The following is a 24,251-nucleotide window of genomic DNA, read 5'->3' as shown; positions in this document are numbered from 1 at the left end:
CGAAAGGGCACCACGCGCATGGAGCAGTACGAGCCCGACCGCCTCACCCCGGCCCAGCTGGCCGCCGTGCGGCGCAGTTTCCGCAACGGCAGGGCCTCCTTCAGCCGACGCTCGATGCTGCGCGCCTCGGCGGGCGGCGCGCTCGCGGTCGGGGGACTCGGGGCGCTGAGCGCCTGCGGGATCCCCCCGGCCGGCCAGGCACAGGGTGGCACCTCCGCGGAGGACCACTCGGCCAAGGAGAAGATCCTCAACTTCTCCAACTGGCCCGTGTACATCGATGTCGACGACAGCGGAAAGAAGCACCCCACGCTCGACACGTTCACCCAGCAGACCGGCATCAAGGTCAAGTACAACGAGGACATCAACGACAACAACGAGTTCTTCGGCAAGGTCAAGCCGGAGCTCGCCGCCGGCCAGGACACCGGCCGGGACCTCATCGTCCTCACCGACTGGCTGGCCGCGCGGATGATCCGTCTGGGCTGGGTGGAGAAGCTGGACCCGGCGAACCTGCCGCACGCCTTCGCCAACCTGTCCGAGCAGTTCCGCAGCCCGGACTGGGACCCGGGGCGCGCCTACTCCTATCCGTGGCAGGGTGTCTCGAACGTCATCGCCTACAACAAGAAGGCTCTCGACGGCATCGAGGTGAAGTCGATCTCCGACATGCTGGACAACCCCAAGCTCAAAGGGCGGGTCGCCTTCCTGTCGGAGATGCGCGACACCATGGGCATGATGCTGATCGACATGGGCAAGGACCCGGCGAAGTTCACCGACGACGACTACGACGCGGCGATAGCCCGCCTCCAGAAGGCGGTCGACAAGGGGCAGATCCGCCGCTTCACCGGCAACGACTACACGTCCGACCTGACCAAGGGCGACGTCGCAGTGTGCCTTGCCTGGGGCGGTGACATCGTCCAGCTCCAGGCGGACAGCGCCAACGTCGACTACATCATGCCGGAAGCCGGATTCACGACGGCCACCGACAACCTGCTCGTTCCCCGCGGGGCTCGCCACAAGGCGAACGCCGAGCGGTTGATCGACTTCTACTTCCGGCCTCTGACCGCTGCACAGCTCTGTGCCTACACCGCCTTCATCAGTCCCGTCGACGGTGCACAAGCGGAGCTGGCCAAGATCGACAAGTCGGCGGCGGAAAACCCGCTGATCATCCCCACCAAGGACATGGTGGCCAAGTCCCACTCCTTCCGCGCGCTGAGCGACAAGGAAGAGGCGGCCTACGAAGCGAAGTTCGCGAAGCTCACAGGGGCGTGACGACAATGACGACGAAAGACAACAGCGGCGACGTCCGCCTCTCCCAGATCGGCAAGCGCTACGGCGGCTTCACCGCCGTGCACCCGCTGGACCTGACCGTGCCTCAGGGGTCCTTCTTCGCCCTGCTCGGTGCCTCCGGCTGCGGCAAGACCACCACCCTGCGCATGATCGCCGGACTGGAGGAGCCCACGCAGGGCACCGTCCACCTCGGCGACCAGGACGTGACGCATCTGCCGCCGTACAAGCGCCCGGTGAACACGGTCTTCCAGTCCTACGCGCTCTTCCCGCACCTCGACATCTTCGAGAACGTCGCCTTCGGTCTGCGCCGGCGCGGCATCAAGTCGGTGAAGAAGCAGGTCGAGGAGATGCTGGACCTGGTGCAGCTGGGCGAGCAGGCCCGCAAGAAGCCGCACCAGCTCTCCGGCGGCCAGCAGCAGCGCGTCGCGGTCGCCCGCGCGCTGATCAACCACCCCAAGGTGCTCCTGCTCGACGAGCCGCTCGGCGCCCTGGACCTGAAGCTGCGCCGCCAGATGCAGTTGGAGCTCAAGCGCATCCAGACCGAGGTCGGCATCACCTTCATCCACGTCACGCACGACCAGGAGGAGGCCATGACCATGGCCGACACGGTCGCCGTGATGAACGGCGGCCGGGTGGAGCAGCTCGGCTCGCCCACCGACCTCTACGAGAACCCGCAGACCACGTTCGTGGCGAACTTCCTCGGCACCTCCAACCTGATAGAGGCCGAGGTCGACGCCAGGAGCGGCGAGGAGATCGTCCTGAAGGCGGGCGGCGGCAAGCTCACCCTGCCCCAGGCGCGCTGTTCCGCCCCGGCCACGACCGGCGGCAAGGTGCTCGTCGGCGTCCGCCCGGAGAAGATCTCCCTCACCCACGCCGACGACGCGGGCGAGATCCCCGACGGCCGCAACCGCATCACCGGCCGGATCTCCGAGTCGAGCTTCATCGGCGTCTCCACGCAGTACGTGATCGACAGCCCTGTCTGTCCCGAGTTCGAGGTCTACGCGCAGAACATCGACCGCGACGCCCGCCTGGTGCCCGGCGCCGAGGTGGTCCTGCACTGGAATCCGGCCCACACCTTCGGGCTGGACGCGGCGCAGGACATAGACGCGGGCGTCGAGAGCGTCGAGGAGGACGCAGCCTGATGGCCGCCGTCACCGAGGCGCCCGCGCCGCCCGCCACCCAGCAGACGAGACCGCCGCGCAGGCGGGGCCGCTTCACGCCGTACTGGCTGCTGCTGCCCGGCATCCTCTGGCTGGTCGTCTTCTTCGCGCTGCCGATGATCTACCAGGCGTCCACGTCCGTGCAGACGGGCTCCCTGGAGCAGGGATACAAGGTCACCTGGCATTTCGCGACCTACTGGCACGCGCTGTCCGAGTACTGGCCGCAGTTCGTCCGCTCGGTCCTGTACGCGGCCTCCGCGACGATCCTGTGCCTGCTGCTCGGCTACCCGCTGGCGTACCTCATCGCCTTCCGCGCGGGCCGCTGGCGCAACCTGATCATGATCCTGGTGATCGCGCCGTTCTTCACCAGCTTCCTGATCCGGACCCTGGCCTGGAAGACGATCCTCGCCGACGGCGGCCCGGTTGTGGGCGCCCTCAACACGCTGCACGTCCTGGACGTCACCAACTGGCTCGGCTGGACCGCCGGCGACCGGGTGCTCGCCACCCCGATGGCGGTGGTGTGCGGTCTGACGTACAACTTCCTGCCGTTCATGATCCTGCCGCTGTACACCTCGCTGGAGCGCATCGACCCGCGGCTGCACGAGGCGGCGGGCGACCTGTACGCCAAGCCGTTCACCACCTTCCGCAAGGTCACCTTCCCGCTGTCGATGCCGGGCGTGGTCTCCGGCACGCTGCTGACCTTCATCCCGGCGGCCGGCGACTACGTCAACGCGGACCTGCTCGGCTCGACCGACACCCGCATGGTCGGCAACGTCATCCAGACGCAGTTCCTGCGGATCCTGGACTATCCGACGGCGGCGGCCCTGTCCTTCATCCTCATGGCCGCGATCCTCGCCATGATCACCACCTACATCCGCAAGTCCGGCACGGAGGATCTGGTTTAAATGGCCTTCGTCAACTGGCTCAAGCGCCGCTTCGTCGTCATCGCCGGACTGCTGACGCTCGGATACCTGCTCCTGCCGAACATCGTCGTCACGGTCTTCTCCTTCAACAAGCCGAAGGGCCGCTTCAACTATCAGTGGCAGGCGTTCTCCATGGACGCCTGGAAGGACCCGTGCGGTGTCGCCGACATGTGCGGATCGCTGTCGCTCAGCCTCCAGATCGCCGTCTGGGCCACGGTCGGCGCCACCGCCCTCGGCACGATGATCGCCTTCGCACTGGTCCGCTACCGCTTCCGCGCGCGGGGCACCGTGAGCTCGCTGATCTTCCTGCCGATGGCGATGCCCGAGGTGGTCATGGCGGCCTCGCTGCTCACCCTGTTCCTCAACATGGGTGCGCAGCTCGGCTTCTGGACCATCCTGATCGCGCACATCATGTTCTGCCTCAGCTTCGTCGTCGTCGCCGTCAAGGCGCGTGTGATGTCGATGGACCCGAGGCTGGAGCAGGCCGCGCAGGATCTGTACGCCGGACCGGTGCAGACCTTCGTCCGGGTCACCCTGCCGATCGCGGCCCCCGGAATCGCCGCGGGCGCGATGCTCGCCTTCGCGCTGTCGTTCGACGACTTCATCATCACGAACTTCAACGCGGGCTCGACCGTGACCTTCCCGATGTTCGTCTGGGGCTCGGCACAGCGCGGCACACCCGTCCAGATCAACGTCATCGGTACGGCCATGTTCGTCATCGCCGTACTGCTCGTCCTGGGCTCCATGGCCATCGGCCGCCGCCGCACCAGGCAGAAGGCGTAACACCCGCCTCACCGAAACAACGAAATTGACTCTGTAGGGAGTTGAAATCATGGCCCCTGGCGCCATGAGCCGTGAGCACGACTGGACCACATCCCTCTCCGAGGCCCAGCCGGTCCCGTACTGGCTGGACGACCCCGGCAGGCCCCGCCCGGAGCCGGCGCTGACCGGAGCCGAGAGCTGCGACCTGCTGGTGGTCGGAGGTGGGTACAGCGGACTGTGGACCGCGCTGATCGCCAAGGAGCGCGACCCCGCCACGGACGTGGTGCTGGTGGAGGGCCGCGAGGTGGGCTGGGCCGCCTCCGGCCGCAACGGCGGCTTCTGCGCCGCCTCCCTCACGCACGGCCTGCCCAACGGTCTCACCCGCTGGCCGGAGGAGATCCACAAGCTGGAGGAGCTGGGCGCCCGCAACCTCGACGCCATCGAGGAGACGGTCGCCCGCCACTCCATCGACTGCGAGTTCGAGCGCACCGGCGAACTCGACGTCGCCACCGAGCCGTACCAGGCCCGGGAACTGAAGGACTGGTACGCGCAGATGCAGGAGCAGGGCCTGGCCGAGGGCTTCGAGTTCCTCGACCGGGACGCGGTGCGCGAGCAGGTCGCCTCACCGACCTTCGAGGCCGGCCTGTGGGACCGCCGGGGCGTCGCCATGGTCCACCCGGCCAAACTCGCCTGGGGCCTGAAACAGGCGTGCGTGCGCCTCGGCGTGCGCGTCTACGAGCGCACGCCCGCCCTGACCCTGATGCCGTACGGCGACGGAATGTCCGTGCGTACGCCCTACGGCCGGATCAGGGCCCGCCGGGTCGCGCTCGGCACCAACGTCTTCCCCAACCTGGTCAAGCGGGTGCGCTCGTACACCGTCCCGGTCTACGACTACGCCCTGATGACCGAGCCGCTCAACGCCGAGCAGATGGCGTCGATCGGCTGGAAGAACCGGCAGGGCCTCGGGGACTCGGCGAACCAGTTCCACTACTTCCGGCTGTCGGCCGACAACCGTGTCCTGTGGGGCGGTTACGACGCGATCTACCCGTACGGCGGCCGGGTGCGCGCGGAGTACGACGACCGCCCCGAGACCTACGCCAAGCTGGCCGGGCACTTCTTCACCTGCTTCCCGCAGCTGGAGGGCGTCCGCTTCACCCACGCCTGGGGCGGGGCGATCGACACCTGCTCGCGCTTCTCGGCATTCTTCGGCACCGCCCACCAGGGGAAGGTCGCCTACGCGGCCGGCTACACGGGCCTCGGCGTGGGCGCGACCCGCTTCGGTGCCGAGGTGATGCTCGACCTGCTGGCCGGTCGGCGCACCGAGCGCACCGAGCTGGAGATGGTCCGCAAGAAGCCGCTGCCCTTCCCGCCGGAGCCGTTCGCCTGGACCGGCATCGCGCTCACCAAGTGGTCACTGGCCCGCGCCGACGAACACGGCGGCCGGCGCAACCTGTGGCTGCGGACGATGGACCGCCTGGGCCTGGGCTTCGACAGCTGACACCCGCGAGGAGACCTCCCTCCCTCACGACGCGCTCCCGCGCGTCCACGGGGGAGGGAGGTCTTCGCATGCCCACGCGAAGACGGCAGCGGCCACGGCCCGGGACATGCCGCCGATGCCACAGGTCTTGACAACCGAATTGGTCTGGACCAAATTGGGCGCGCTCCACCCTCCCCAATCCCCCCATGACCGGAGGCAGTTGTGGACCGCGACATACGGCGACCAGGTAGTTCAGACAGACCAGCCGGCCCGGCCGGACCGGCCAGGCGCCGGCTGCTCGCCGCGCTGACGGCCACGTTTCTCGCCCTGCCCGGCGTCACCGCGCTCACGACGACCGCGCGAGCGGCCGACGCGGACATCCTGCGCAACGGCGGCTTCGAGGCGGGCCTCGACGGCTGGACCTGCTCGGGATCCGGTACGACGGTGAAGTCCCCGGTCCGCAGCGGCAGTTCGGCGTTGCAGGCGACCCCGGCCGGCAGCGACAACGCCCAGTGCACCCAGACGGTGCCGGTCCAGCCGAACTCCCAGTACACGCTGAGCGGTTACGTCCGCGGCTCCTACGTCTACCTGGGTGCGAGCGGCACCGGCACCACCGACGTCTCCACCTGGACCCAGTCCGCCCCCGACTGGCAGCAGCTCACCACCACGTTCCGCACCGGCGCGCAGACCACCAAGGTCACGGTCTACACCCACGGCTGGTACGGCACGGGCGCCTACAACGCCGACGACCTCTCGCTCGTCGGCCCGGGCGGCAGCACCGGCCAGCAGCCGCCCGCCGCTCCCACGGGTCTGAAGACCGGCACCGTCACCTCGACCAGCGTGGCCCTGTCCTGGTCCCCGGTGGCCGACGCCACGGGCTACACGGTCTACCGCGACGGCACGAAGGTCCAGACGGTGACCGGCGCGTCCGCCACGATCACCGGTCTGTCGCCCTCGACCGCGTACGGCTTCCAGGTCGCGGCGGTGAACGCCGCGGGCGAGTCGGCGAAGTCGGCGACGGTGACGGCGAAGACGGCCGCGGACTCGGGCGGCGGCACCACGGACCTCCCGCCGCACGCCCTGGTCGGCTACCTGCACGCGAGCTTCGCCAACGGCTCCGGTTACACCCGCATGGCCGACGTCCCCGGCAGCTGGGACGTCATCGACCTGGCCTTCGGCGAGCCGACGTCGGTCACTTCGGGCGACATCCGCTTCAACCGCTGCCCGGTCACCGAGTGCCCGAACGTCGAGAGCGACGCCGAGTTCAAGGCGGCCATCAAGGCCAAGCAGGCGGCCGGCAAGAAGGTCCTGATCTCCATCGGCGGCCAGAACGGCCAGGTGCAGCTGACCACGACGGGGGCCAGGGACATGTTCGTCTCGTCCGTCTCGCGGATCATCGACGAATACGGCCTCGACGGCCTCGACATCGACTTCGAGGGTCACTCCCTGTCCCTCAACGCGAACGACACGGACTTCCGGAACCCGACCACGCCCGTCGTGGTCAACCTGATCTCGGCCCTGAAGACCCTGAAGGCGAAGTACGGCGCCAAGTTCGTCCTGACCATGGCCCCGGAGACCTTCTTCGTGCAGATGGGCTACCAGTACTACGGCACAGGCAAGTGGGGCGGCCAGGACCCGCGCTGCGGCGCCTACCTTCCGGTGATCCACGCCCTCCGCGACGACCTGACCCTGCTCCACGTCCAGGACTACAACTCGGGCCCGATCATGGGCCTGGACAACCAGTACCACTCCATGGGCGGCGCGGACTTCCACATCGCCATGACCGACATGCTCCTGACCGGCTTCCCGGTGGCCGGCGACGCGGCGAACGTCTTCCCGCCGCTGCGCCCCGACCAGGTCGCCATCGGCATGCCGGCGTCCACCAACGCGGGCAACGGCTTCGTCGCCCCGTCGGAGGTCACCAAGGCCCTGGACTGCCTGACCAGGAAGACGAACTGCGGCTCCTCCACCACCCATGGCACCTGGCCGGCCCTGCGCGGCCTGATGACGTGGTCGGTCAACTGGGACCGGTTCGGGAACTGGCAGTTCCAGAACACCTTCGACAGCTACTTCGGGCGCGGCCGCTGAGCTCTGAGCCGGTTCACTCCAACGAGCGGTCACAATCCGCGTAATGGCTGATGAGATACCTCCCTCTCCCTTGTGACGCGGGCCGCGTCCACGAACGATGAGGGAGGTCTTCTCATGACTGGGGCGAAGACGGAGGTCGCCTGGCTGGCATCGGTCGCGCCGGACCCCGAGGCCTGCCGCTGGGAGTGGGAACGCAACCCCCGGGGGACCGCCCTGCTGCCCGCGGGCAAGGCCTGGGACGTCCTGATCCTGCCCGGGACGCTCGGCTGTCCGACGCTCGACGTCCTGACCCGTTTCCTCGACCGGCCAGGGCCGGTGCTGGCCGACTTCGGGGACGAGCGCACGGGCTTCTTCGTGCCGCCGGGCACCGCGGCCCGCTGGCTCGGCACCGGTATCCGCAGCGCGGGGCCCGGCACCTGGATCGTCGTGCCGTATCCGGGGCGGAGCACCGGCAGGGTGCGCTGGCTGGTCACCCCGGACGGCTCGGGCACCCTCACCGACCCGGCACTGCTGGAACTGGCGATGCACGAGGCGGCCGCGGCCCTGGCCCTCGAGGAGGAGGGCTGACACGGGGAGCCGACCCGAACACACGGATGGGATACCAGTGCTAGGGGGCGGCGTCAGTGGTCACGACGACGCCGATCAGCAGCCACAGCGCGGAGAGCAGCACGGAAGCCAGGCACCAACTGGCCACGACATCCAGCGGCCAGTGGTAGCCACGCCGGACCAGCCCGAAGGAGGCGCCGGACACGAGCGCCGCGAACAGCGCCACGACGGTCCGGCGGGCGGCGGCCGTGCGCAGCCAGGGCAGAAGCACGAGCGCCGCGGCACCGTAGGCGACGGCGGCGGTGGCCGCGTGCCCCGACGGGAAGTACCCGGTACCGGGCGGCATGACCGCGGTACCGGGCCGGGCCGTCCAGGCCTTCAACGGCACGACGAGTGCCGGGAGCAGGGCCATCGGCACGGCTGCCGCGAGGGGCGCGAGCCACCAGCGCTCCGCGCCGGCGGCGCGTCCCCGCCAGGCCGTGTGGATCAGGACGGCCAGGAGTACGGGTACCGCGATCTGCACCTGGCCCAGATCGGAGAGCAGTTCGGAGAGGCGGTCCGGGTGCAGCAGGGCGTGACTGACCTCCCGGTCCGCGCCCAGCAGCGGGCCGCCCACCCGCACCTGCCAGGTGATCAGTGCGAACAGGAGGGCCGGGACGGCGAGCAGGAACACCACGAACACCACGGTGCACAGCTTCGCAGGCAGGGCGAGTGAGCCCGGACCCGGGCCGGTCGGTCCCGGTCCGTGCCGGCCGGCCCCGGAGACACCGAAGGGCCGGCGCACAAGGGGGGATGCGCGCCGGCCCGACGGGGACGGCCGTCCCATCTGTCTGCGACCGTCCGGATCGGAAGGCCGCGCGCCCCGGGGGGTTTGGGGCGGGCGACTGTCCGATCATTGAGGAGAACCGGAACCCGTGGGTTCCGGGTGTGTGCGCGAGGCACGACCAGGTCGAAGCTGGGGAGGCTACGGCCTGAGGCCGCCCACAGTCCCCTGTGGGCGGGTGTATCTCTCATCCGGGGAAGAACCTACGGCAGCCGGTGGGCGGAGGACAGCGGGAACGGCGTCCTGCCATCCACCTCGCACACCTTCTTCACACGCTCTGCCGCCGGCTGCGCCAGGCGTGCATATCCGCCGCTCAGATGCGCGTGAACGCCTGCTCGATGATGTCGAGGCCCTCGCTCAGCAGGTCCTCGCCGATGACGAGCGGGGGCAGGAAGCGCAGCACGTTGCCGTAGGTGCCGCAGCTCAGGACGAGCAGGCCCTCGGCGTGGCAGGCCTTGACGAGCGCGGCCGTCGCCTCCGGGTTCGGCTCCTTGGTGTCACGGTCCTTGACCAGTTCGATGGCGATCATCGCGCCGCGGCCGCGGACGTCGCCGATGATGTCGAACTTGTCCTGCATCGCGGTGAGGCGGGCCTTCATGACCTCCTCGATCCGCTTCGCCTTGGCGTTGAGGTCGAGTTCCTTCATGGTCTCGATCGCGCCGAGCGCGCCCGCGCAGGCCACCGGGTTGCCGCCGTAGGTGCCGCCGAGGCCGCCCGCGTGCGCGGCGTCCATGATCTCGGCGCGGCCGGTGACGGCGGCCAGCGGCAGGCCGCCGGCGATGCCCTTGGCGGTGGTGATCAGGTCCGGGACGATGCCCTCGTCCTCGCAGGCGAACCACTGGCCGGTGCGGCAGAAACCGGCCTGGATCTCGTCGGCGACGAACACGATGCCGTTGTCGGCGGCGAACTGGCGGATCGCGGGCAGGAAGCCCTTGGCCGGCTCGATGAAGCCGCCCTCGCCGAGCACCGGCTCGATGATGATCGCGGCCACGTTGTCCGCGCCGACCTGCTTGGTGATCTGGTCGATGGCCTGCTTGGCGGCCTCGGGGCCGGCGTTCTCCGGGCCGGTCGGCCAGCGGTAGCCGTAGGCCACCGGCACCCGGTAGACCTCGGGCGCGAAGGGGCCGAAGCCGTGCTTGTACGGCATGTTCTTCGCCGTCAGCGCCATGGTGAGGTTGGTGCGGCCGTGGTAGCCGTGGTCGAAGACGACGACGGCCTGGCGCTTGGTGTACGCGCGGGCGATCTTGACGGCGTTCTCGACGGCCTCGGCACCCGAGTTGAACAGCGCGGACTTCTTGGCGTGGTCACCCGGCGTGAGCTCGGCCAGCGCCTCGGCGACGGCCACGTAGCCCTCGTACGGCGTGACCATGAAACAGGTGTGGGTGAAGTCGGCGAGCTGCGCGGAGGCACGGCGTACGACGGCCTCGGCGGACGCGCCGACCGAGGTCACCGCGATGCCGGAGCCGAAGTCGATGAGGCGGTTGCCGTCGACGTCCTCGATGATGCCGCCGCCGGCACGCGTGACGAAGACCGGCAGCGTGGAGCCCACGCCCTGCGCGACCACAGCGGTCCGGCGGGCCTGCAGCTCCTGCGACTTCGGGCCGGGGATGGCGGTGACGACGCGGCGCTCCTGCTCAAGTGCGGTCATGGGGGCTCCCTGATGAGATCTTGCGTACGGCGGCGTTTTTCGGACGCTTTTCCTTCTTTTCTCGCAGGTTAGGGCGGCGAGGAGGACGTGGGCATGCTCCATGTGGGCGTTGTCGGCGCCCGCGGTTGTCCGCGGTGGACATAGGGGGGGCGCGGGCCGGAAAACGCGGGCATCGGCGCCGTGACCTGCGGCGTGCCGCGCAATCGGTGAACTCCCCTTGCGCGGGCGTTAGATTGACTCGCTGATGGTGGACGGAACGGCTGGTCAGGGGGCAGGGCGATGGACGACGGGACGCAGGACGTCCGGGGTACGCACGCGAACCCCGTGCCACGCCCGGCGATGCCGCGGGACGCTCCCACGACACCACCCCGGCCGAGCAGCCCCCCGGCGCCCGGCGCCTACGAGCAGTATCCCCAAGAGGGACCTGGACACGGACAGCTCCCCGGACGGCGGCCGGGCGTCGCCGAGTGGCTCGACACCGTCCGCCCGGCCGCCGCGCCCGGCATCTGGCGCTTCGGGCACCGCCCGCCCAAGGCCGCGAGGACGCCGGACCGGCTGCCGTCGATCACGGTCGTCGGGCTGCTGATCCCGCTGGTCGTGGCCCTGCTGGTGTGGTCGCTGTGGCGGCAGGGCGCGCTGCCGTACCAGTGGGCGCCGCTGAAACTGTTGACCCCGGACGACTGGTGGTGGGGCGGGACCGTGTCCCCCAAGGGGACGCAGGGCCGCGAGGCCATGGTGGTCTACGACGGTGTGTTCTTCGCCGTGCTCGTCTACGCCGCCGGACGGCTGGGCAGCTGGTCCGACGTCGTACGGCACTTCGTCGGCCGCCGCCCGCAGCCCGCGCGGGCGCTGTTCGCCGTCGCCGGCGCCCTGATCGCGCTCAGCCTCGTTTTCCCCGGCGCCTTCCCGGGCGCCGGCTGGGACCCCCTGCCGGTCGTCGACCCCGTCTTCTCCCTGATCGTCCTCGTCTCGGGCGGCTACGGCCTGTTCACCTCCCAGCTGTTCACCGACGCCCTGTACGCGCTCATCACCCTGCTGGTCGTCTGGCCGTTCGCTCGGGTCGGCGCCTGGTGGGCGTACGCCGGGGAACTCGCCGCACGCCGCCGGGCGGCCGCGGACCCCGTCGCCCCGCCCGCGGCGGACCTGCCGCGTTCGCAGTGGCCCGGACCGCGCCACGCCGGGCAGTACCAGGCGGCCGACCTGCTGGCCGCCGAGGTGGCCGCCGGCCGGATGAACGACGTGGACTGCGCCCGGGTCGAGCGGGCGTGGGAGGCGGCCCGGGGGGAGGCACGCCCGGCCGCCTTCACCGAGACCGTGCTGCGGCAGGGCGCCGCCGCCTGGACGCACCCCTCCGGGGCGCGCGACCTGCCCGGCCGCACCGCCCGCCACGACCTGCTGGAGGGGCAGGTGCGCATCGGACGGTGGGCGGGGGAGCGGACCCCGCGCGACTACGAGGGGGCGGGTGCCGCCCTCGGCGCCGAGACACTCGGCACCTCGCTGCTGCTGGTGGGGCCGTCCGGCTCCGGGAAGACCCGCCACGTCACCGGGCCGGTCACCGAGGCGCTCACCCTCCAGGCCCTCACCGGAGCGTGCGCGGTGGTCGCCGTCTGTGCCGCCGGGACCCCGCTCGGCCCGGACACCGCGTACGACGTGGTGGTCCGGATCGGCGACCCCGCCTCCGTCCACGACCTCGACCCGTACGCCGGGTCCGACGACCCCGACGAGGCCGCCGCCTTCCTGGCCGAGGCCCTGGTCGGCGACCTGGACACCGTCGGCGGTCAAAGCGCCGCCACCGCGCTCGCCCAGCTGCTCGGCCCCTACCGGGCGGCGCACGGGCACTTCCCGCCGCTGCCGGCGCTGCGCGAACTGCTGGAGGGCGATCCCGGCGCGCTGGCGTCCCTGCGGGCCGCGCTGCCGGCGGACGAGCACGCCGTGATGCGGCGCGAACTCGACGCCCGGATGCGGCAGTCCGGTTCCACGGTCGACGCCGGACCGGCCCTCGCGGACCGGCTCGCGCTCCTGGACCGGCCGGCCTTCGCCGAGTTCTTCGGCACGGCGGGGCCCGGCAGCCGGCCCTTCTCGCTGCGCGCGGTGGCCCACCATCCACTGCGGGTCCGCATCGACCTGCCCGAACGCGGACACGAGGAGGCGGCCCGGCTGATCACCCGGCTGGTCCTGGCCCAGTTCCACACCGTCGTACGGGACACCCGGCGCCCCCACTTCGCCTGTCTGGTCCTCGACGACGCCACCGGGGCCGTCACGGCCGAGTCGGTGCGCCGCGTCCAGGGGCTGCGCTCCCGGAACGCCGGTGTCGTCCTGGCGCTCCGGTCGGTCGCCGACGTGCCCGAGGCGCTGCACGGTCCGCTGCTGGGGGCCGTCGGCTGCCGTATGGCGCTCGCCGGCGTGACGACCTGGGACGGCAGCCGGTTCGCGCAGGCCTGGGGGACCGAATGGGTGGAGACCAAGGAGGTGGCCAAGCACACCGTCTTCGCCCACCAGCCGATGACCCGCGCCATCCACGCCCTGCGCAAGCTGGTGACCGGACGGGCCGTGACCACGGACGCCGTGACGACCCGGCAGGTCGAGCGGGAGCGCTGGTCCGCCTCCCAGTTGGCCCACGAGGTCCCGCCCGGGCACGCGGTGCTGTCGCTGACCGGCGTCCGGGGCGAGCACGCGCCGCCACTGCTGGTGGATCTGCGGGACTGAAGGAGCGGGGGCGAACGCGGCGGGTGTGCGCACGGCCGTCACGCGTTGACCGTACGGTGAGGCAGAATCGGCATAGGCCGTTCATACGTGACGTCCAAAGGATCACAATGATCATCCGATCTCCGCAGAACCTCCGCACAAGAAGCCGTAGAAGAGCCCCGTAGAAGCACCCCGCAGACCAGAAGGCCTCATGCCCCCGACGCTCGCCTCGCTCGTCCACCACTCCGCGCTCAAGCTGACCGTGCGCGCGGGCGGGGACCGCCTGGACGTACCCGTCCGCTGGGCCCACGTCAGCGAGCTCGCCGACCCCGTGCCGTACATGGAGGGCGGGGAACTGCTGCTGATCACCGCGCTCAAGCTGGACGCGGAGAATCCCGACGCCATGCGCCGCTATGTGAAGCGGCTTGCCAAGGCCGGGGTCGTCGGGCTCGGCTTCGCCGTCGGGGTCAACTACGAGGACATCCCCGCGGCGCTCGTCGACGCCGCCGAGGAGGAGGGGCTGCCGCTGCTCGAGGTGCCCCGGCGCACCCCGTTCCTCGCCATCAGCAAGGCGGTCTCGGCGGCCATCGCGGCCGACCAGTACCGGGCGGTCACGGCCGGCTTCGCCGCCCAGCGGGAACTGACCAAGCAGGCCCTGAACGCCGGACCGGAGGGGCTGCTCGCGGCGCTCGCGGCCCAGGTGGACGGCTGGACGGCGCTCTACGACGCCTCGGGCGCCGTCGTCGCCGCGGCACCCGAGTGGGCCGCGCGCCGCGCCGAACGGCTCACGGCCGACATCGAGCGGCTGCGCGACCGGTCGGCCCCCGCGTCCGCCGTGGTCGGCGGACCCGAGACCGAGGACCGCGTCGAACTGCACTCGATCGGCACCGGGCGCCGCCCGCGCGCCGCGCTCGCCGTCGGCACGGCCGCCACCCTCGGCACCGCCGAGCGGTACGCCGTCCACTCCGCCGTGGCCCTGCTGACGCTCACCACGGAACGCTCACGCTCGCTGCACGCCGCCGAGCAGCGGATCGGCGCCGCCGTGCTGCGGATGCTCCTCGCCGGGCAGCCCGACCACGCCCGCGCGGTGGCCGGCGACCTGTACGGTGGGCTGCTGGACGCCCCCTTCCGCATGATCGTCGCCGAGTCCGCCTCGGCGTCCGCCGCACGGGCGCACGCCGGTGCCCACGCGCGCGTGCAGTCCGCCGCCCCCTCCCCGGTCGCCCTACTGGCCGCCGCCGGCACCGGCGCCGACCCGCTCGCCGTGCTGGCCGAGGTCGTGGAGGCGGCCGCCGCCAGGTCGGGGGAGACGGTGCTGGTGGTGCCCGACGGGGAGCGCCTGGTGGTGCTGGCCGCCGACGGGGGCGCGGCGGTGGCGGTGTGCGGCCAGTACGCCGCGGCGCTGGAGGCGGCGCGGGCCGAGAACGTGCGCGAGCAGTCGGGCGGGGAGGAGGGCGAACTGGTCGTCGGGCTGTCCGGGCCCGCCGGTCCCATCGCGGCCGCCGCCGCGTACAAGCAGGCCGAACAGGCGCTGTCGGTGGCGCGGAGGCGCGGGCGGGTACTCGTCGAGCACGACCAGCTCGCCTCCGGATCGGTGCTGCCGCTGCTGGCGGACGACGCCGTCAGGGCGTTCGCGGACGGGCTGCTGCGCGCGCTGTACGAGCACGACGCGACGGGACGCGGCGATCTGGTGGCCTCGCTGAGGGCCTGGCTGTCCCGGCACGGCCAGTGGGACGCGGCCGCCGCCGACCTCGGCGTCCACCGGCACACCCTGCGGTACCGGATGCGCCGGGTCGAGGAGATCCTCGGCCGTTCCCTGGACGATCCGGACGTGCGGATGGAGCTGTGGCTGGCGCTGAAGGCCACCTCCACGGAGTAGGGATCCCGCCGGAGACCGGGCCGGACCCCGCTCGTACGCCAATCCGGCGCACCCCCGCCCCGCACTGCTACGACTCGGACAAACGACCCCGGGCCGCCCCCGCCCTACCGTGGACGACGAAAGCCAAGTACATCTCCTACGCGGAAGGGCCGGGACTCCTTGATGACTTCCACCCACGCCTTCTGGCTCGCCGGCCGCCAGGTCACCGGCGAGGACACCTTCGACGTCACCAACCCGTGGGACGGGCGGCTGGTGGGCAAGGTCGGCGTGCCGACCGACGCCCAGGTCGAGGAGGCCGTGGCCGCCGCGTACGCCGTGCGGGACGAGTTCGCCGCCACCCCCGCGCACGTGCGGGCCGCCGCCCTCGACCACGTCAGCAAGCGGCTGGTCGAGCGCACCGAGGAGATCGCGCAGCTCATCTCCGCCGAGAACGGCAAGCCGATCAAGTGGGCGCGCGGTGAGGTCGGCCGTGCCGTGTCCGTGTTCCGGTTCGCTGCGGAGGAGGCCCGCCGGTTCAACGGCGGCGACGCCCAGCGCCTGGACACCGACGCCGGCGGTCAGGGCCGCCTCGCCCTCACCCGCCGCTTCCCCAAGGGCGTCGTCCTCGGTATCGCGCCGTTCAACTTCCCGCTGAACCTGTGCGCCCACAAGATCGCCCCGGCCATCGCCGCCGGCGCGCCGATCATCCTCAAGCCCGCCCCGGCCACCCCGCTGTCCGGGCTGGTCCTCGGCGAGCTGTTGGCCGAGACCGACCTGCCGGCCGGCTCCTGGTCGATCCTCCCGGTCGCCAACGACAAGATGCCGGCCCTCGTCCAGGACGAGCGCCTGCCGGTCATCTCCTTCACCGGTTCCGAGAAGGTCGGCTACGCGATCATGGACTCGGTGCCGCGCAAGCACTGCACCCTGGAGCTCGGCGGCAACGGCGCGGCCGTCGTCCTCGCCGACTACGCGAGCGACGAGGACCTGGACTGGGCCGCGGGCCGTATCGCGACCTTCTCCAACTACCAGGGCGGTCAGTCCTGCATCTCCGTGCAGCGCGTGATCGCCGACGCCTCGGTCTACGAGCGCCTGCTGCCGCGCATCGTCGCCGCCGTCGAGGCCCAGGTCACCGGAGACCCCTCCGACCCGAAGACCGACGTCGGCCCGCTGGTCAGCGAGGACGCCGCCAAGCGCGTGGAGTCCTGGGTGCAGGAGGCCGTCGAGGCCGGCGCCACCCTGCACGCCGGCGGCAAGCGTGACGGTGCCTCCTACGCCCCGACCGTCCTCACGGACGTGCCCTCCGAGGTGACGATCTCCTGCGAGGAGGTCTTCGGCCCCGTCCTGACCGTGCAGAAGGTGAACGGCGAGGCCGAGGCCTTCGCCGCCGTCAACGACTCCAAGTACGGCCTCCAGGCAGGCGTGTTCACCCACGACCTGCAGACCGCCTTCCGCGCCCACCGCGCGCTGGAGGTCGGCGGCGTGGTCGTCGGAGACGTCCCCTCCTACCGCGCCGACCAGATGCCGTACGGCGGCGTCAAGCAGTCCGGCGTGGGCCGCGAAGGCGTCAAGTTCGCGATGGACGACTACACCTACGAGCGCGTCCTGGTCCTGACCGGCCTCGCCCTGTAGGCCCGACGGTCCGCCGACCGACGACGGCCGGAGCCCGCTGTGCGGGGGCTCCGGCCGTCGTCGTCTGCCCGGGTGCTGACGGAAGAGGGTGGCTCGGGGGACCGGCGACCGGACCGGCGGACCGTCTTCCCGGCCTTCGCCGCCGTCACCGGCACCGAAGGCGGCGACCAGAGAAAACGTGCAGAACGACCTGAGGGCCACGCCGTTAGACTCATTGGCAAGCGGCCGATCAACCTCCCTCGGACAGGAAGCACCAGGGGTGCCCAACACACTGCAGGAAATGATCAAGAACAAGCTGGACCAAAAGGGATGGTCCTACAGCGATGTAGCGCGCCGGGGCGGCATCTCTCGCTCGACTGTTCACCATCTGGCGACGTCGGCGAAGCTGGCGCAGATGCCTCAGCAGACCACGCTGGAGGGTCTGGCCAGAGGCCTGGGCATACCGGTGGCACCCGTGCTGCGCGCAGCGGCCGAGGCCGCAGGTGTCAATGTCTACTTCGAGAACGCGCCGGAGATCGCGGATCCGGAGGTGGAGATCCTCATCGCGAGCGTGCAGAAGCTCAGCCCCACGGCCCGTCGGCATGTGGCTGTGCTCGTCGAGTCCTTGCTGCAGGCGGGGGAGCCCTAGAGCAGGGTGGATCATCCTGGAGCAGGGTGGATCAAAACCTCTCCATTCCTGCCGTTTTGATCCAGTCGATCAGTGTCCGCACTGTTGCGTAGTCGAGCTCTGCCACCCTGACAATCGCTTGCAAGCCATGGGGATCCATCGGCACGCACGCCGCATCCAGGGCGCAGTACAGCAGCACTTGATGGGCCTGCGTCGCCGACAGAGGCCTTCCCGCATCCATTCCGGCTCTTAATTCTTCGGCGATGGGCAGGGGTGGTGTGACGTCCATGTCTCCAGACTTTTCTCGAGTCTTCTCGGATCATCCTCTTCGTTGTGGTCCGTGAGTTCGCGGTGCATTCTTTCCCAGAATGCCTCGACCAGCGCGTGTTCGTACCAATCGCCGATGGTCCCAGGAGCAGGTCCGTGCCTCAGGGCCTGCGCGCGCTTGGTGAAACAGCATCCGGTAAGGATGCCTTTGGCGGTGCCGGCGGCCTGCTCCATGGCGGCCTCATGAGAAATCGCCCTGTCGAGGGCGCGATCAATGAGCGAGGCGCTTGCCTCGGGGGCCGCGCTCCAGCTCACCAGGTGATGCGACGCCGAGTCGAGGACGACAGCCGCGGACACGGCGCCCTTCGGTGTTCTGTAGGTGAAAACGTCGACGACCCAGCGCCGGTTGGAAACCTCGGAGACCGCGGGCGGCGCGCCCTCGTGCAGCCTGCCGGCCCTGCCGCGGATGCCGGCCTGAACCATGAGAAGCTCCACCGTTCCATGGCTGACACTGATGCCGTAGCGGCGGCCGAGCTCCTGCCGGATGCGGCGGTAGCCAAAGGTCGAACCGGATGAGCCGTAGATGTCGAGAATGACCCGGGTCAGCCAGGCGTGCCGCAATGACCGAGCCGACGGAACGCGGTCACGCCACGCGTAATAGCCGGACTCCGAGACGCCGAGCAGCTCAATGATTCCGCGTGCCGGGAAGCCGTCATCCGCCATCGCGGAAATCACTTCGTATCGTCTTTTGGGGGCACCACTTCCATCATGAGGTCAATGGCTTTCCGGCATGCCGCGATCTCGCCCTCCAGCTTTTCGATGCGAGCCTGCGCCTGCTTCAGCTTGGACGGAGACATGAGATGAGCGCTGCTCACTGGACCTCGCTTCCCGACCGTGATTTCAGCACTCAGGGCTGCGGTGGGAGTCCACAGCCCTGAGCGTATTGCGGGACCTACCGGACGTAGCGGTGCATGGTCACGGTCGGTGCGAAGTCGGCCGACGCGTCGCTCCCGCTACCCCTGGGCGCACGGGCCGCCTCACGGTCGAGGACGGTTTTCACCCTGCGGGCCAGCTCGTCCGCCTGCTGCGTGACCTGGGAGATCGGCAGACGAGACGTCTTGAGGGCCTCGACCTGGTGGTTGATCGAGTCGAGCTCGCCGCGGCCTTCGCGGCTGAGGCTGAATCCCCGTGGCGTGGCCACGATGAACTGATATGCCCCGGAGAACGTCTCGCACGCCGGGCAGTGTTCGTTGACGCCCCTGCTGATGTTGGAGGCGTTGATGAGACGCGCGTTTCGGCCGGCCGTGGTGACGATCTGGTAGGAGAGGGCGATCGAACGGCAGGGGGCGTCGATGGAGCAGCCTGACGATACCGCCGTAGCCCGGTTGTTCGCCGTCACGGCGACGGACGAGCCGTATTCGTGGATCTTGAAGGACTCGTCGAACTGGTTCCTGTGGGCCCTGTTGGCATGGCTCTGCGCCATGTCGACCGCGATGGCGACGCTCTGGGAGATGCGGGAACCTCCGGGGCTGGCGCCCGCCGAGGTGGTACTGGCCGTCACGGCCAGTCCGGCGGTCGCGGCGATGCCGAGGCCGATCGCTGTTTTGGAGGAGGTCCTGGGACGAGGCTTGCGGTGGTTCATCGTTCTCTCCTGCGGATGAGGTGGTGTGCGGGGTCAGGAAGGGCTGGGGCCGGAGGGGGCTGTCGCGGAGGGTGAGGGGGATGCGGTGACGGACTCGGAGGGAGGGGGAGAGGGGGATGCGGAGGTTGTCCGGCTCTCGGAAGGGCGTGGGGACGGCGTGGTGGGGGTGCTGCCGGCCGGTGTGCTCGGGGTGGGGCCGGCCTCCGCCGTGGAGGCGGCCGGTGTGCCGGAGTGAGGCGCCGGGGCGGTTGCCGAGGGGGCAGGCGGGGCCGCCGCGGAGTGGGATGGAACGGTTCGGGGCGACGAGGTGCTGTTGCGTCGGGTGACCCGCTTCTCCGGCGTGGTGCCGGCAGGGTGGCCCGCCGGGGAGCCCGTGGGGGTGGGGTGCGGGGCTCGAGTGGTGGGCACACCGGGTTGCAGGACAGGCGTGACCGGGGCTGATTCGGGAAGGGGCTTGGGCGCGAGCCCCTGCACCCAGGCGGTTCCGAGAATGGCGCAGCCGGCGGCGACCGCGGCTGCCAGAACGAGACGCTTGGCCGGCTTTCCCTCGGTCGCTCTCATGGCGGCGCGGTACAGGCGGGCCGCCAGCCGGCCTGCGAGATAGGCGCCTCCTGCCATCGGGCAGAGCAGCATGAGCGTGCCGATGACTCCGACCAGCCCGGCAGCCCACTGCCCTGCCGTGAACGCCGAGTACGTGCCGAGACATTGGGCCGAAAGACTGCGCAGTGCGGTGGCCAGGAGGCGTGGAAGGTTCCACAGGGCGTACGCGGCCTCTGCCAGGAGCAGGGGAACCATGGTCAAGACCCACACCGTCACGATGATCCGGGCGGAGCGCTTGAGGTCGGCCGCACCTGCGGCGGCGCGTCTCCGTCCGGGCAGCATGCTCAACAGGATGGGCTTGACCTTGCCGTACAGGTCGGGAACACCGGCCAGGTCGCCGAGGATGTAGTAGCCGTCGAGCCGCACCGCCGGCACCAACTGTTCGAGGACCTCGAAGTGCGTGAGGTAGACCGCGGCAAGGAAGAAGGACTGGCCCGTGAGAAGGTAGCCCGCGGTGAGGGCCAGCATGAAGATGATGTTGAAATACACGCCCCCCAGTCCGGTGCGCAGGCGGCCGGTCTTCCCGATCCGGTACACGTCGGTGACGTCCGTGTACATGGATGGCCAGATCAGGAAGATGCCGCATCCGATCTTTCCGGGTACGCCCCCGCTGTACCGGCAGGCCGACGCGTGCCCGAACTCGTGAAAGACGAGGGAGGCGACCGTCAGCGCGAAGAGGATGAGCATCCACAGTGGCTGTTCGAGCACTTGCAGCACGGGCGTGATGGCTCCGTGAACACCGAAAAGCCAGATGTCCATGGCCGCGGTGCCTGCGAGCGTCAACGCCACGACAAGTGGCCGGTGCAGCCAGGAGAGCGCGGCGGCGATGCGGGCCACTTGCGCCTCGTGGAAGATCACTTTGTGGCCGCGGAGGGCGAGGAGCAGGTCCGAGCGAGGGGCCGAGGGCTCCTCCGGCAGGTCTCCGAAGGGGACCGTGATACCGAGGGGAGTGAGCTTTCGCTCCACCAGGTGGACGACGTTCTCCGTGGTGACTTCAGCCCCGTAGCGCCCACTCACCCGATGGGAAATCGCTTCGGCGTCGCGTACGCCGTCGATGGAGCTCACGACGACGTACAGCAGGCGCGAAAGCTGGATCACCTGACCGTCACCTCGGCGGACGATGTACTTGCGCTCGGTGAAGCCGGATCCCTGGTACTCCCCGAGGGTCTGCAAGCCGTGGCTCAGCCGGGGAACGGGCGCGGCGCTCCACGGCATGAAGGCGCCGGCGGCCTTGGTGTGCATCGAGTGGGTGAATGACTCCGGCATGCCGTTGACGGCCGCTTCCTGTGGGAACCCGTCCCAGGGATGCGGAACCTGAACATCCAGCGTTCTGAAGCCGCTGTGTTCTTCGGACGCCGTCATTCTCTTCTCCAAGGCGCGTCTGATGTTCTGACGAATGGTCACAGCACTGGACAACAGGCGTGCCGTATGCGATACCGGGCGTGGAGCGGGTGCAGGGCCAAGTCCGTCGACCTGGCCCTGCACACCGCCCGCGGGTGTTACTGCTGGATGCTGATGGCCTGCTGCGCCTCGGACTGGGCGACGGCCCACGGCGAGCACTGGTTCAGCGCGGCCGACTCGTTGTGAGCGTCCACGTGCGCGGCCTTCTTAGTGATGCTCGTCATCTTGGTGAAGTTGAACGAGAACTTCCCCAGCGCCTCCCGGCCGGGCAGCAGTTCCGCGGTCTCGGCCTCGAGCTGGTCCATGTTCATGGGGACACCTTTCATTGAAGGGTTGTTGAGGGGTTCTGGCGGCAGAAGTCCGGCAGCCGGGTCATGCGGAAACCCTGCTGTGGAGCCGGAGGCGGCGGAACCGCTGGGGAACCAGCAGGCGTACACCGGCCGCGCCGTCCAGAGACTCCGAACGGTTTGTCCGGAGGTCCCGGACAGTAGCGGAAGCGGAAGCGGGAGTGCAAACCTCCTATATGCGACATGCGTTCAAAAGCGCACGGTCGTTCACTTCCGGGTCCCCACTGGGACGGGGGGCGCCGGCGTCCCGACGACGGTGTGCCGACCCGTACGCGGGCTCCGAGGGGTGGGTGAACTCCGCAAAAGCCGGGGCGGATCAATGACGGTTGTCGCGCTCTGTGGGCGGCGAACTGACAGGTGGCGGGGATCCTGCCCCGTATTTCCACTCCTGGAAATACGGGTCGTTTAAGAGCGGGAATTCCCCTGCGGAAGTCATTGATTCAGTCCGGCGAACTGGGCGGACGGCTCATCTCGCCACGCCCAATAATTCGTCTGGACGGGTGTTTCGAAAAGACGGGACAGCGCAGCTTCACGCATGCCCGGCAAGGCGGCTGAGCTGCTGATTCTGTAATCCCGACCGGCTGCCCCCTCGCGTCTGACCGCACATCGGCTTCAGCGATGGGCCCAGCAATTCGATGTAACGTCGCATCCAGCGGCAGGGAAACAACGAATTCCTGCTGTTCGAAAGGAGAGTAAGTGAAGACCATTGCGAGATCGGTGGCGGTCGCGCTTCTGACTGCCGGCGCCGTCGTGGTGCCCGCCTCCGCAGAGGCGATCGCGGCTCCGTTCCATGCCCCAGCCTCCGCGACGTTGGCGGCCCACTCGTTCGACCGAGGCGACCACTACAGCCACTACGGGTACCGCCACGGCTCCGACCTGTGGCGAGACCGTGACTACTGGCGTCATGACAACTACCGGTACCGGTACTGCGACCGCCACTCCAGGTGGGACCGGGACTGCGACCGGGACTGGCGCTACGAGTCGAACCGATGGGACTGCCTCCCCTACTGGCGCCGCTAGTCCCGCTCCTGTGAAAGGCCGAGCCGCCCGCCGTCGAACCTTCCGACGGCGGGCGGCTCACCTTTTGCTGAAGCGGGGGTGATCCCGGAACTCAGTGGTGGAGGGATTCTCCTATTCGCGCCCGATACTCAGTCGACGGTCAGCCTGTAGACCGTCAGCGCCATTCCATCGACTGAAACGCAGGAATCCATCTGACTTATTGTCAACCTGGGGACAACCCTGCTGATGGTCTGAAGTTCGGCCGCACTGAGAACGGCGCTGGCGACCTTGATCAGATCGGTCAATGTTGCCTCGGACACTTCCTGACGCGCATCACCGGGGAGCAGAATCACCGTCTCACCAGTGCTGCCGCGGACGACAGCGGTCATGGAAGTTCCTCGTACGACGAGCACCTGCTACCCCTCTCGCCAGCGCACCATTTCCGACCCGCTGATCCTGGCGCGGCAGGAGGGAGGCTATCCGGTTCACCCCAGTGCGACGGCCTCCCAGCCGTCGGCCGCGTCGAGCTCCTCTTGGAGTCTGATCGCGTGGACGATACTCGCGTTGAGTGTCTTGCGAATGATGGGGTCGGAAATTCCCCACGCGTTCATCGCCTCGTTCGGGGACAGTGCCGCTGACGCCGCCTCCCGGCTTGCGGTCCGGGGGCCTCGTTGTTCAGGAATGAGGCCGCTGTCCACCAGCATCGCCCGGTGATCGAGATTGAGGACCGTTGCCCACTTCGCCAGCTGTGAGGGGAGCGGCAGGGTTCTGCCGTCCAGCGTCCGGCTGATGGTGGTCAGGCTCAGTCCGGTCAGGGCCGCCAGTTGCGCTCGGCCGCCCCTGCGCCGGCGGATGTCGTACCCGGCCGCGGTCGCGGCCGCGGAGAGGTAGGCGCCGACACGCCGTGTTTGAGCCTGTCGCCCGGTCCGGGTCCCCTGATGGAGATCTTCCGTAGTCCGCATGTCCGGAGGGTAGCGCGCATGCATGTAGTTTCACGCTAGTTGCATGCGTGCACCTTTGCAGGTCAAGGGCCTAGATCGGCATTACTCCAGGCCAACTCGTCGATCTAGTACTTATGTGCGAATAAAAATAGCCTTGCGTCACATCAGCCTGGCAACTTCCATACGTCCGTGCGTGTGGGTTAGCCGCACGGATGCAAGTCCCTTAGGGGGTCTTCTGACCATGCTCCGCCTCCATATGGCCAAGCTCCTGGTGAAGGCCAAGGAGCTTGGTGACGAAAGTGTTGCCGACGTGGCGCAGCGCACCGGTATCAGCAGGTCGACGCTCCACCGACTCGCGGCCGGGACGAAAGAACCGAGCCTGGCCACGCTCTGGACGCTGCGCGACGCCTACGGGGTCGGGCTCGACACTCTCGTGTACGACGACCCGCTGACCACGCGGCGCACCGCCGCTTCACGCCGGTGGCCGGCGCCCGCTCCAGTCGGACGTCGGCGCGGGTCCGGCTGACGGCCCACGGAGCCCGCGGGGGCGGTCTCTCCTCGTCA

23 protein-coding genes are annotated in these 24,251 nt (G+C 69.6%); 13 read left to right on the top strand and 10 right to left on the bottom strand.

All coding sequences use genetic code 11. The features are described from left to right. Nucleotides 1-18 precede the first annotated feature (18 nt). The 7 genes from TNCT6_RS07580 (at nucleotide 19) to TNCT6_RS07550 (ending at nucleotide 8,261) form a co-directional block, all read left to right on the top strand. Nucleotides 19-1,266 (top strand): spermidine/putrescine ABC transporter substrate-binding protein, encoded by a 1,248-nt coding sequence (locus TNCT6_RS07580; RefSeq protein WP_141357868.1) that lies wholly within the window; start codon nucleotides 19-21, stop codon nucleotides 1,264-1,266. Next, complete coding sequence (locus TNCT6_RS07575) at nucleotides 1,263-2,426, top strand: ABC transporter ATP-binding protein (RefSeq protein ID WP_141357866.1); 1,164 nt, start codon at nucleotides 1,263-1,265, stop codon at nucleotides 2,424-2,426. The genes TNCT6_RS07580 and TNCT6_RS07575 overlap by 4 nt, the downstream gene beginning before the upstream one ends. Continuing rightward, a complete protein-coding gene (locus TNCT6_RS07570; protein ID WP_141357864.1) occupies nucleotides 2,426-3,349 on the top strand; it encodes an ABC transporter permease in 924 nt (307 codons plus the stop codon). The genes TNCT6_RS07575 and TNCT6_RS07570 overlap by 1 nt, the downstream gene beginning before the upstream one ends. Beyond that, nucleotides 3,350-4,150 (top strand): ABC transporter permease, encoded by an 801-nt coding sequence (locus tag TNCT6_RS07565; RefSeq protein ID WP_141357862.1) that lies wholly within the window; start codon nucleotides 3,350-3,352, stop codon nucleotides 4,148-4,150. Between the two features lie 49 nt (nucleotides 4,151-4,199). Further along, nucleotides 4,200-5,627, top strand: coding sequence for an FAD-binding oxidoreductase (locus tag TNCT6_RS07560; RefSeq protein ID WP_141357860.1), 1,428 nt, complete (start codon nucleotides 4,200-4,202; stop codon nucleotides 5,625-5,627). A gap of 201 nt (nucleotides 5,628-5,828) precedes the next feature. Next, entirely contained in the window at nucleotides 5,829-7,694 is a 1,866-nt protein-coding gene (locus tag TNCT6_RS07555) for a chitinase (protein ID WP_373996159.1), read from the top strand. Between the two features lie 114 nt (nucleotides 7,695-7,808). Next, on the top strand, nucleotides 7,809-8,261 hold the full coding sequence (locus TNCT6_RS07550) for a hypothetical protein (RefSeq protein ID WP_141357858.1): 453 nt from the start codon (nucleotides 7,809-7,811) through the stop codon (nucleotides 8,259-8,261). Between the two features lie 40 nt (nucleotides 8,262-8,301). On the opposite strand, the gene TNCT6_RS07545 is transcribed toward TNCT6_RS07550, so the two are convergent. Together TNCT6_RS07545 and gabT are read right to left on the bottom strand one after the other, a co-directional pair. Next, a complete protein-coding gene (locus TNCT6_RS07545) occupies nucleotides 8,302-8,925 on the bottom strand; it encodes a phosphatase PAP2 family protein (protein WP_308789462.1) in 624 nt (207 codons plus the stop codon). A gap of 451 nt (nucleotides 8,926-9,376) precedes the next feature. Then, nucleotides 9,377-10,711 (bottom strand): 4-aminobutyrate--2-oxoglutarate transaminase, encoded by a 1,335-nt coding sequence (gene gabT, locus TNCT6_RS07540; protein WP_141357854.1) that lies wholly within the window; start codon nucleotides 10,709-10,711, stop codon nucleotides 9,377-9,379. Nucleotides 10,712-10,990: 279 nt separating this feature from the next. On the opposite strand from gabT, the gene TNCT6_RS07535 reads away from it, so the two are divergent. From TNCT6_RS07535 to TNCT6_RS07520, 4 genes are all read left to right on the top strand, one after another. After that, nucleotides 10,991-13,417 (top strand): ATP/GTP-binding protein, encoded by a 2,427-nt coding sequence (locus TNCT6_RS07535; RefSeq protein ID WP_141357852.1) that lies wholly within the window; start codon nucleotides 10,991-10,993, stop codon nucleotides 13,415-13,417. Nucleotides 13,418-13,607: 190 nt separating this feature from the next. Continuing rightward, a complete protein-coding gene (locus TNCT6_RS07530; RefSeq protein ID WP_141357851.1) occupies nucleotides 13,608-15,275 on the top strand; it encodes a PucR family transcriptional regulator in 1,668 nt (555 codons plus the stop codon). A 162-nt stretch (nucleotides 15,276-15,437) separates the two neighbouring features. Further along, nucleotides 15,438-16,883, top strand: coding sequence for an aldehyde dehydrogenase family protein (locus TNCT6_RS07525; protein WP_141357849.1), 1,446 nt, complete (start codon nucleotides 15,438-15,440; stop codon nucleotides 16,881-16,883). A 280-nt stretch (nucleotides 16,884-17,163) separates the two neighbouring features. Beyond that, entirely contained in the window at nucleotides 17,164-17,511 is a 348-nt protein-coding gene (locus tag TNCT6_RS07520) for a helix-turn-helix transcriptional regulator (protein ID WP_253266050.1), read from the top strand. Nucleotides 17,512-17,542: 31 nt separating this feature from the next. Here TNCT6_RS07520 and TNCT6_RS07515 read toward each other — a convergent pair whose 3' ends face one another. The 6 genes from TNCT6_RS07515 to TNCT6_RS07495 form a co-directional block, all read right to left on the bottom strand. Further along, the gene (locus TNCT6_RS07515; RefSeq protein WP_141357845.1) at nucleotides 17,543-17,779 is read right to left on the bottom strand and encodes a hypothetical protein; all 237 of its coding nucleotides are present in this window, start codon (nucleotides 17,777-17,779) and stop codon (nucleotides 17,543-17,545) included. After that, nucleotides 17,740-18,492 (bottom strand): IS3 family transposase, encoded by a 753-nt coding sequence (locus TNCT6_RS07510; RefSeq protein ID WP_141357844.1) that lies wholly within the window; start codon nucleotides 18,490-18,492, stop codon nucleotides 17,740-17,742. Before TNCT6_RS07510 ends, TNCT6_RS07515 begins: the two co-directional genes overlap by 40 nt. After that, complete coding sequence (locus tag TNCT6_RS39785; RefSeq protein ID WP_172632825.1) at nucleotides 18,489-18,632, bottom strand: hypothetical protein; 144 nt, start codon at nucleotides 18,630-18,632, stop codon at nucleotides 18,489-18,491. The genes TNCT6_RS07510 and TNCT6_RS39785 overlap by 4 nt, the downstream gene beginning before the upstream one ends. Nucleotides 18,633-18,709: 77 nt before the next feature. Further along, on the bottom strand, nucleotides 18,710-19,399 hold the full coding sequence (locus TNCT6_RS07505; RefSeq protein ID WP_141357842.1) for a hypothetical protein: 690 nt from the start codon (nucleotides 19,397-19,399) through the stop codon (nucleotides 18,710-18,712). A gap of 33 nt (nucleotides 19,400-19,432) precedes the next feature. Further along, the gene (locus tag TNCT6_RS07500; protein ID WP_216372771.1) at nucleotides 19,433-21,265 is read right to left on the bottom strand and encodes a hypothetical protein; all 1,833 of its coding nucleotides are present in this window, start codon (nucleotides 21,263-21,265) and stop codon (nucleotides 19,433-19,435) included. 233 nt (nucleotides 21,266-21,498) lie between these two features. Further along, entirely contained in the window at nucleotides 21,499-21,711 is a 213-nt protein-coding gene (locus TNCT6_RS07495) for a hypothetical protein (protein ID WP_172632824.1), read from the bottom strand. A gap of 732 nt (nucleotides 21,712-22,443) precedes the next feature. Between TNCT6_RS07495 and TNCT6_RS07490 the strand changes: the two genes are divergently transcribed. Continuing rightward, entirely contained in the window at nucleotides 22,444-22,767 is a 324-nt protein-coding gene (locus tag TNCT6_RS07490) for a hypothetical protein (RefSeq protein WP_141357840.1), read from the top strand. 128 nt (nucleotides 22,768-22,895) lie between these two features. On the opposite strand, the gene TNCT6_RS07485 is transcribed toward TNCT6_RS07490, so the two are convergent. Both TNCT6_RS07485 and TNCT6_RS07480 read right to left on the bottom strand, forming a co-directional pair. Further along, nucleotides 22,896-23,135, bottom strand: a complete 240-nt coding sequence (locus tag TNCT6_RS07485; RefSeq protein WP_141357838.1) for a hypothetical protein — start codon at nucleotides 23,133-23,135, stop codon at nucleotides 22,896-22,898. A 96-nt stretch (nucleotides 23,136-23,231) separates the two neighbouring features. Then, nucleotides 23,232-23,732 carry a helix-turn-helix transcriptional regulator gene (locus TNCT6_RS07480; protein WP_253266049.1) on the bottom strand — a complete coding sequence of 167 codons (501 nt, stop codon included), beginning with the start codon at nucleotides 23,730-23,732 and terminating at the stop codon, nucleotides 23,232-23,234. 211 nt (nucleotides 23,733-23,943) lie between these two features. On the opposite strand from TNCT6_RS07480, the gene TNCT6_RS42050 reads away from it, so the two are divergent. Continuing rightward, complete coding sequence (locus TNCT6_RS42050; RefSeq protein WP_172632823.1) at nucleotides 23,944-24,213, top strand: helix-turn-helix transcriptional regulator; 270 nt, start codon at nucleotides 23,944-23,946, stop codon at nucleotides 24,211-24,213. Nucleotides 24,214-24,251 lie beyond the last annotated feature (38 nt).

The organism is Streptomyces sp. 6-11-2, from assembly GCF_006540305.1.
Taxonomy (GTDB): Bacteria; Actinomycetota; Actinomycetes; order Streptomycetales; family Streptomycetaceae; genus Streptomyces.
This window is presented reverse-complemented; position numbering and strand designations above follow the sequence as displayed.

Excerpts from the sequence above, each read along its gene's own strand:
- TNCT6_RS07580 (WP_141357868.1), top strand. The coding sequence starts at position 19 with ATGGAGCAGTACGAGCCCGACCGCCTCACCCCGGCCCAGCTGGCCGCC.
- TNCT6_RS07570 (WP_141357864.1), top strand. The coding sequence starts at position 2,426 with ATGGCCGCCGTCACCGAGGCGCCCGCGCCGCCCGCCACCCAGCAGACG.
- TNCT6_RS07565 (WP_141357862.1), top strand. The coding sequence starts at position 3,350 with ATGGCCTTCGTCAACTGGCTCAAGCGCCGCTTCGTCGTCATCGCCGGA.
- TNCT6_RS07560 (WP_141357860.1), top strand. The coding sequence starts at position 4,200 with ATGGCCCCTGGCGCCATGAGCCGTGAGCACGACTGGACCACATCCCTC.
- TNCT6_RS07550 (WP_141357858.1), top strand. The coding sequence starts at position 7,809 with ATGACTGGGGCGAAGACGGAGGTCGCCTGGCTGGCATCGGTCGCGCCG.
- gabT (WP_141357854.1), bottom strand. The coding sequence starts at position 10,711 with ATGACCGCACTTGAGCAGGAGCGCCGCGTCGTCACCGCCATCCCCGGC.
- TNCT6_RS07535 (WP_141357852.1), top strand. The coding sequence starts at position 10,991 with ATGGACGACGGGACGCAGGACGTCCGGGGTACGCACGCGAACCCCGTG.
- TNCT6_RS07530 (WP_141357851.1), top strand. The coding sequence starts at position 13,608 with ATGCCCCCGACGCTCGCCTCGCTCGTCCACCACTCCGCGCTCAAGCTG.
- TNCT6_RS07525 (WP_141357849.1), top strand. The coding sequence starts at position 15,438 with ATGACTTCCACCCACGCCTTCTGGCTCGCCGGCCGCCAGGTCACCGGC.
- TNCT6_RS07520 (WP_253266050.1), top strand. The coding sequence starts at position 17,164 with ATGATCAAGAACAAGCTGGACCAAAAGGGATGGTCCTACAGCGATGTA.
- TNCT6_RS07515 (WP_141357845.1), bottom strand. The coding sequence starts at position 17,779 with ATGGACGTCACACCACCCCTGCCCATCGCCGAAGAATTAAGAGCCGGA.
- TNCT6_RS07505 (WP_141357842.1), bottom strand. The coding sequence starts at position 19,399 with ATGAACCACCGCAAGCCTCGTCCCAGGACCTCCTCCAAAACAGCGATC.
- TNCT6_RS07500 (WP_216372771.1), bottom strand. The coding sequence starts at position 21,265 with ATGCCGGAGTCATTCACCCACTCGATGCACACCAAGGCCGCCGGCGCC.
- TNCT6_RS07495 (WP_172632824.1), bottom strand. The coding sequence starts at position 21,711 with ATGAACATGGACCAGCTCGAGGCCGAGACCGCGGAACTGCTGCCCGGC.
- TNCT6_RS07485 (WP_141357838.1), bottom strand. The coding sequence starts at position 23,135 with ATGACCGCTGTCGTCCGCGGCAGCACTGGTGAGACGGTGATTCTGCTC.
- TNCT6_RS07480 (WP_253266049.1), bottom strand. The coding sequence starts at position 23,732 with ATGCATGCGCGCTACCCTCCGGACATGCGGACTACGGAAGATCTCCAT.
- TNCT6_RS42050 (WP_172632823.1), top strand. The coding sequence starts at position 23,944 with ATGGCCAAGCTCCTGGTGAAGGCCAAGGAGCTTGGTGACGAAAGTGTT.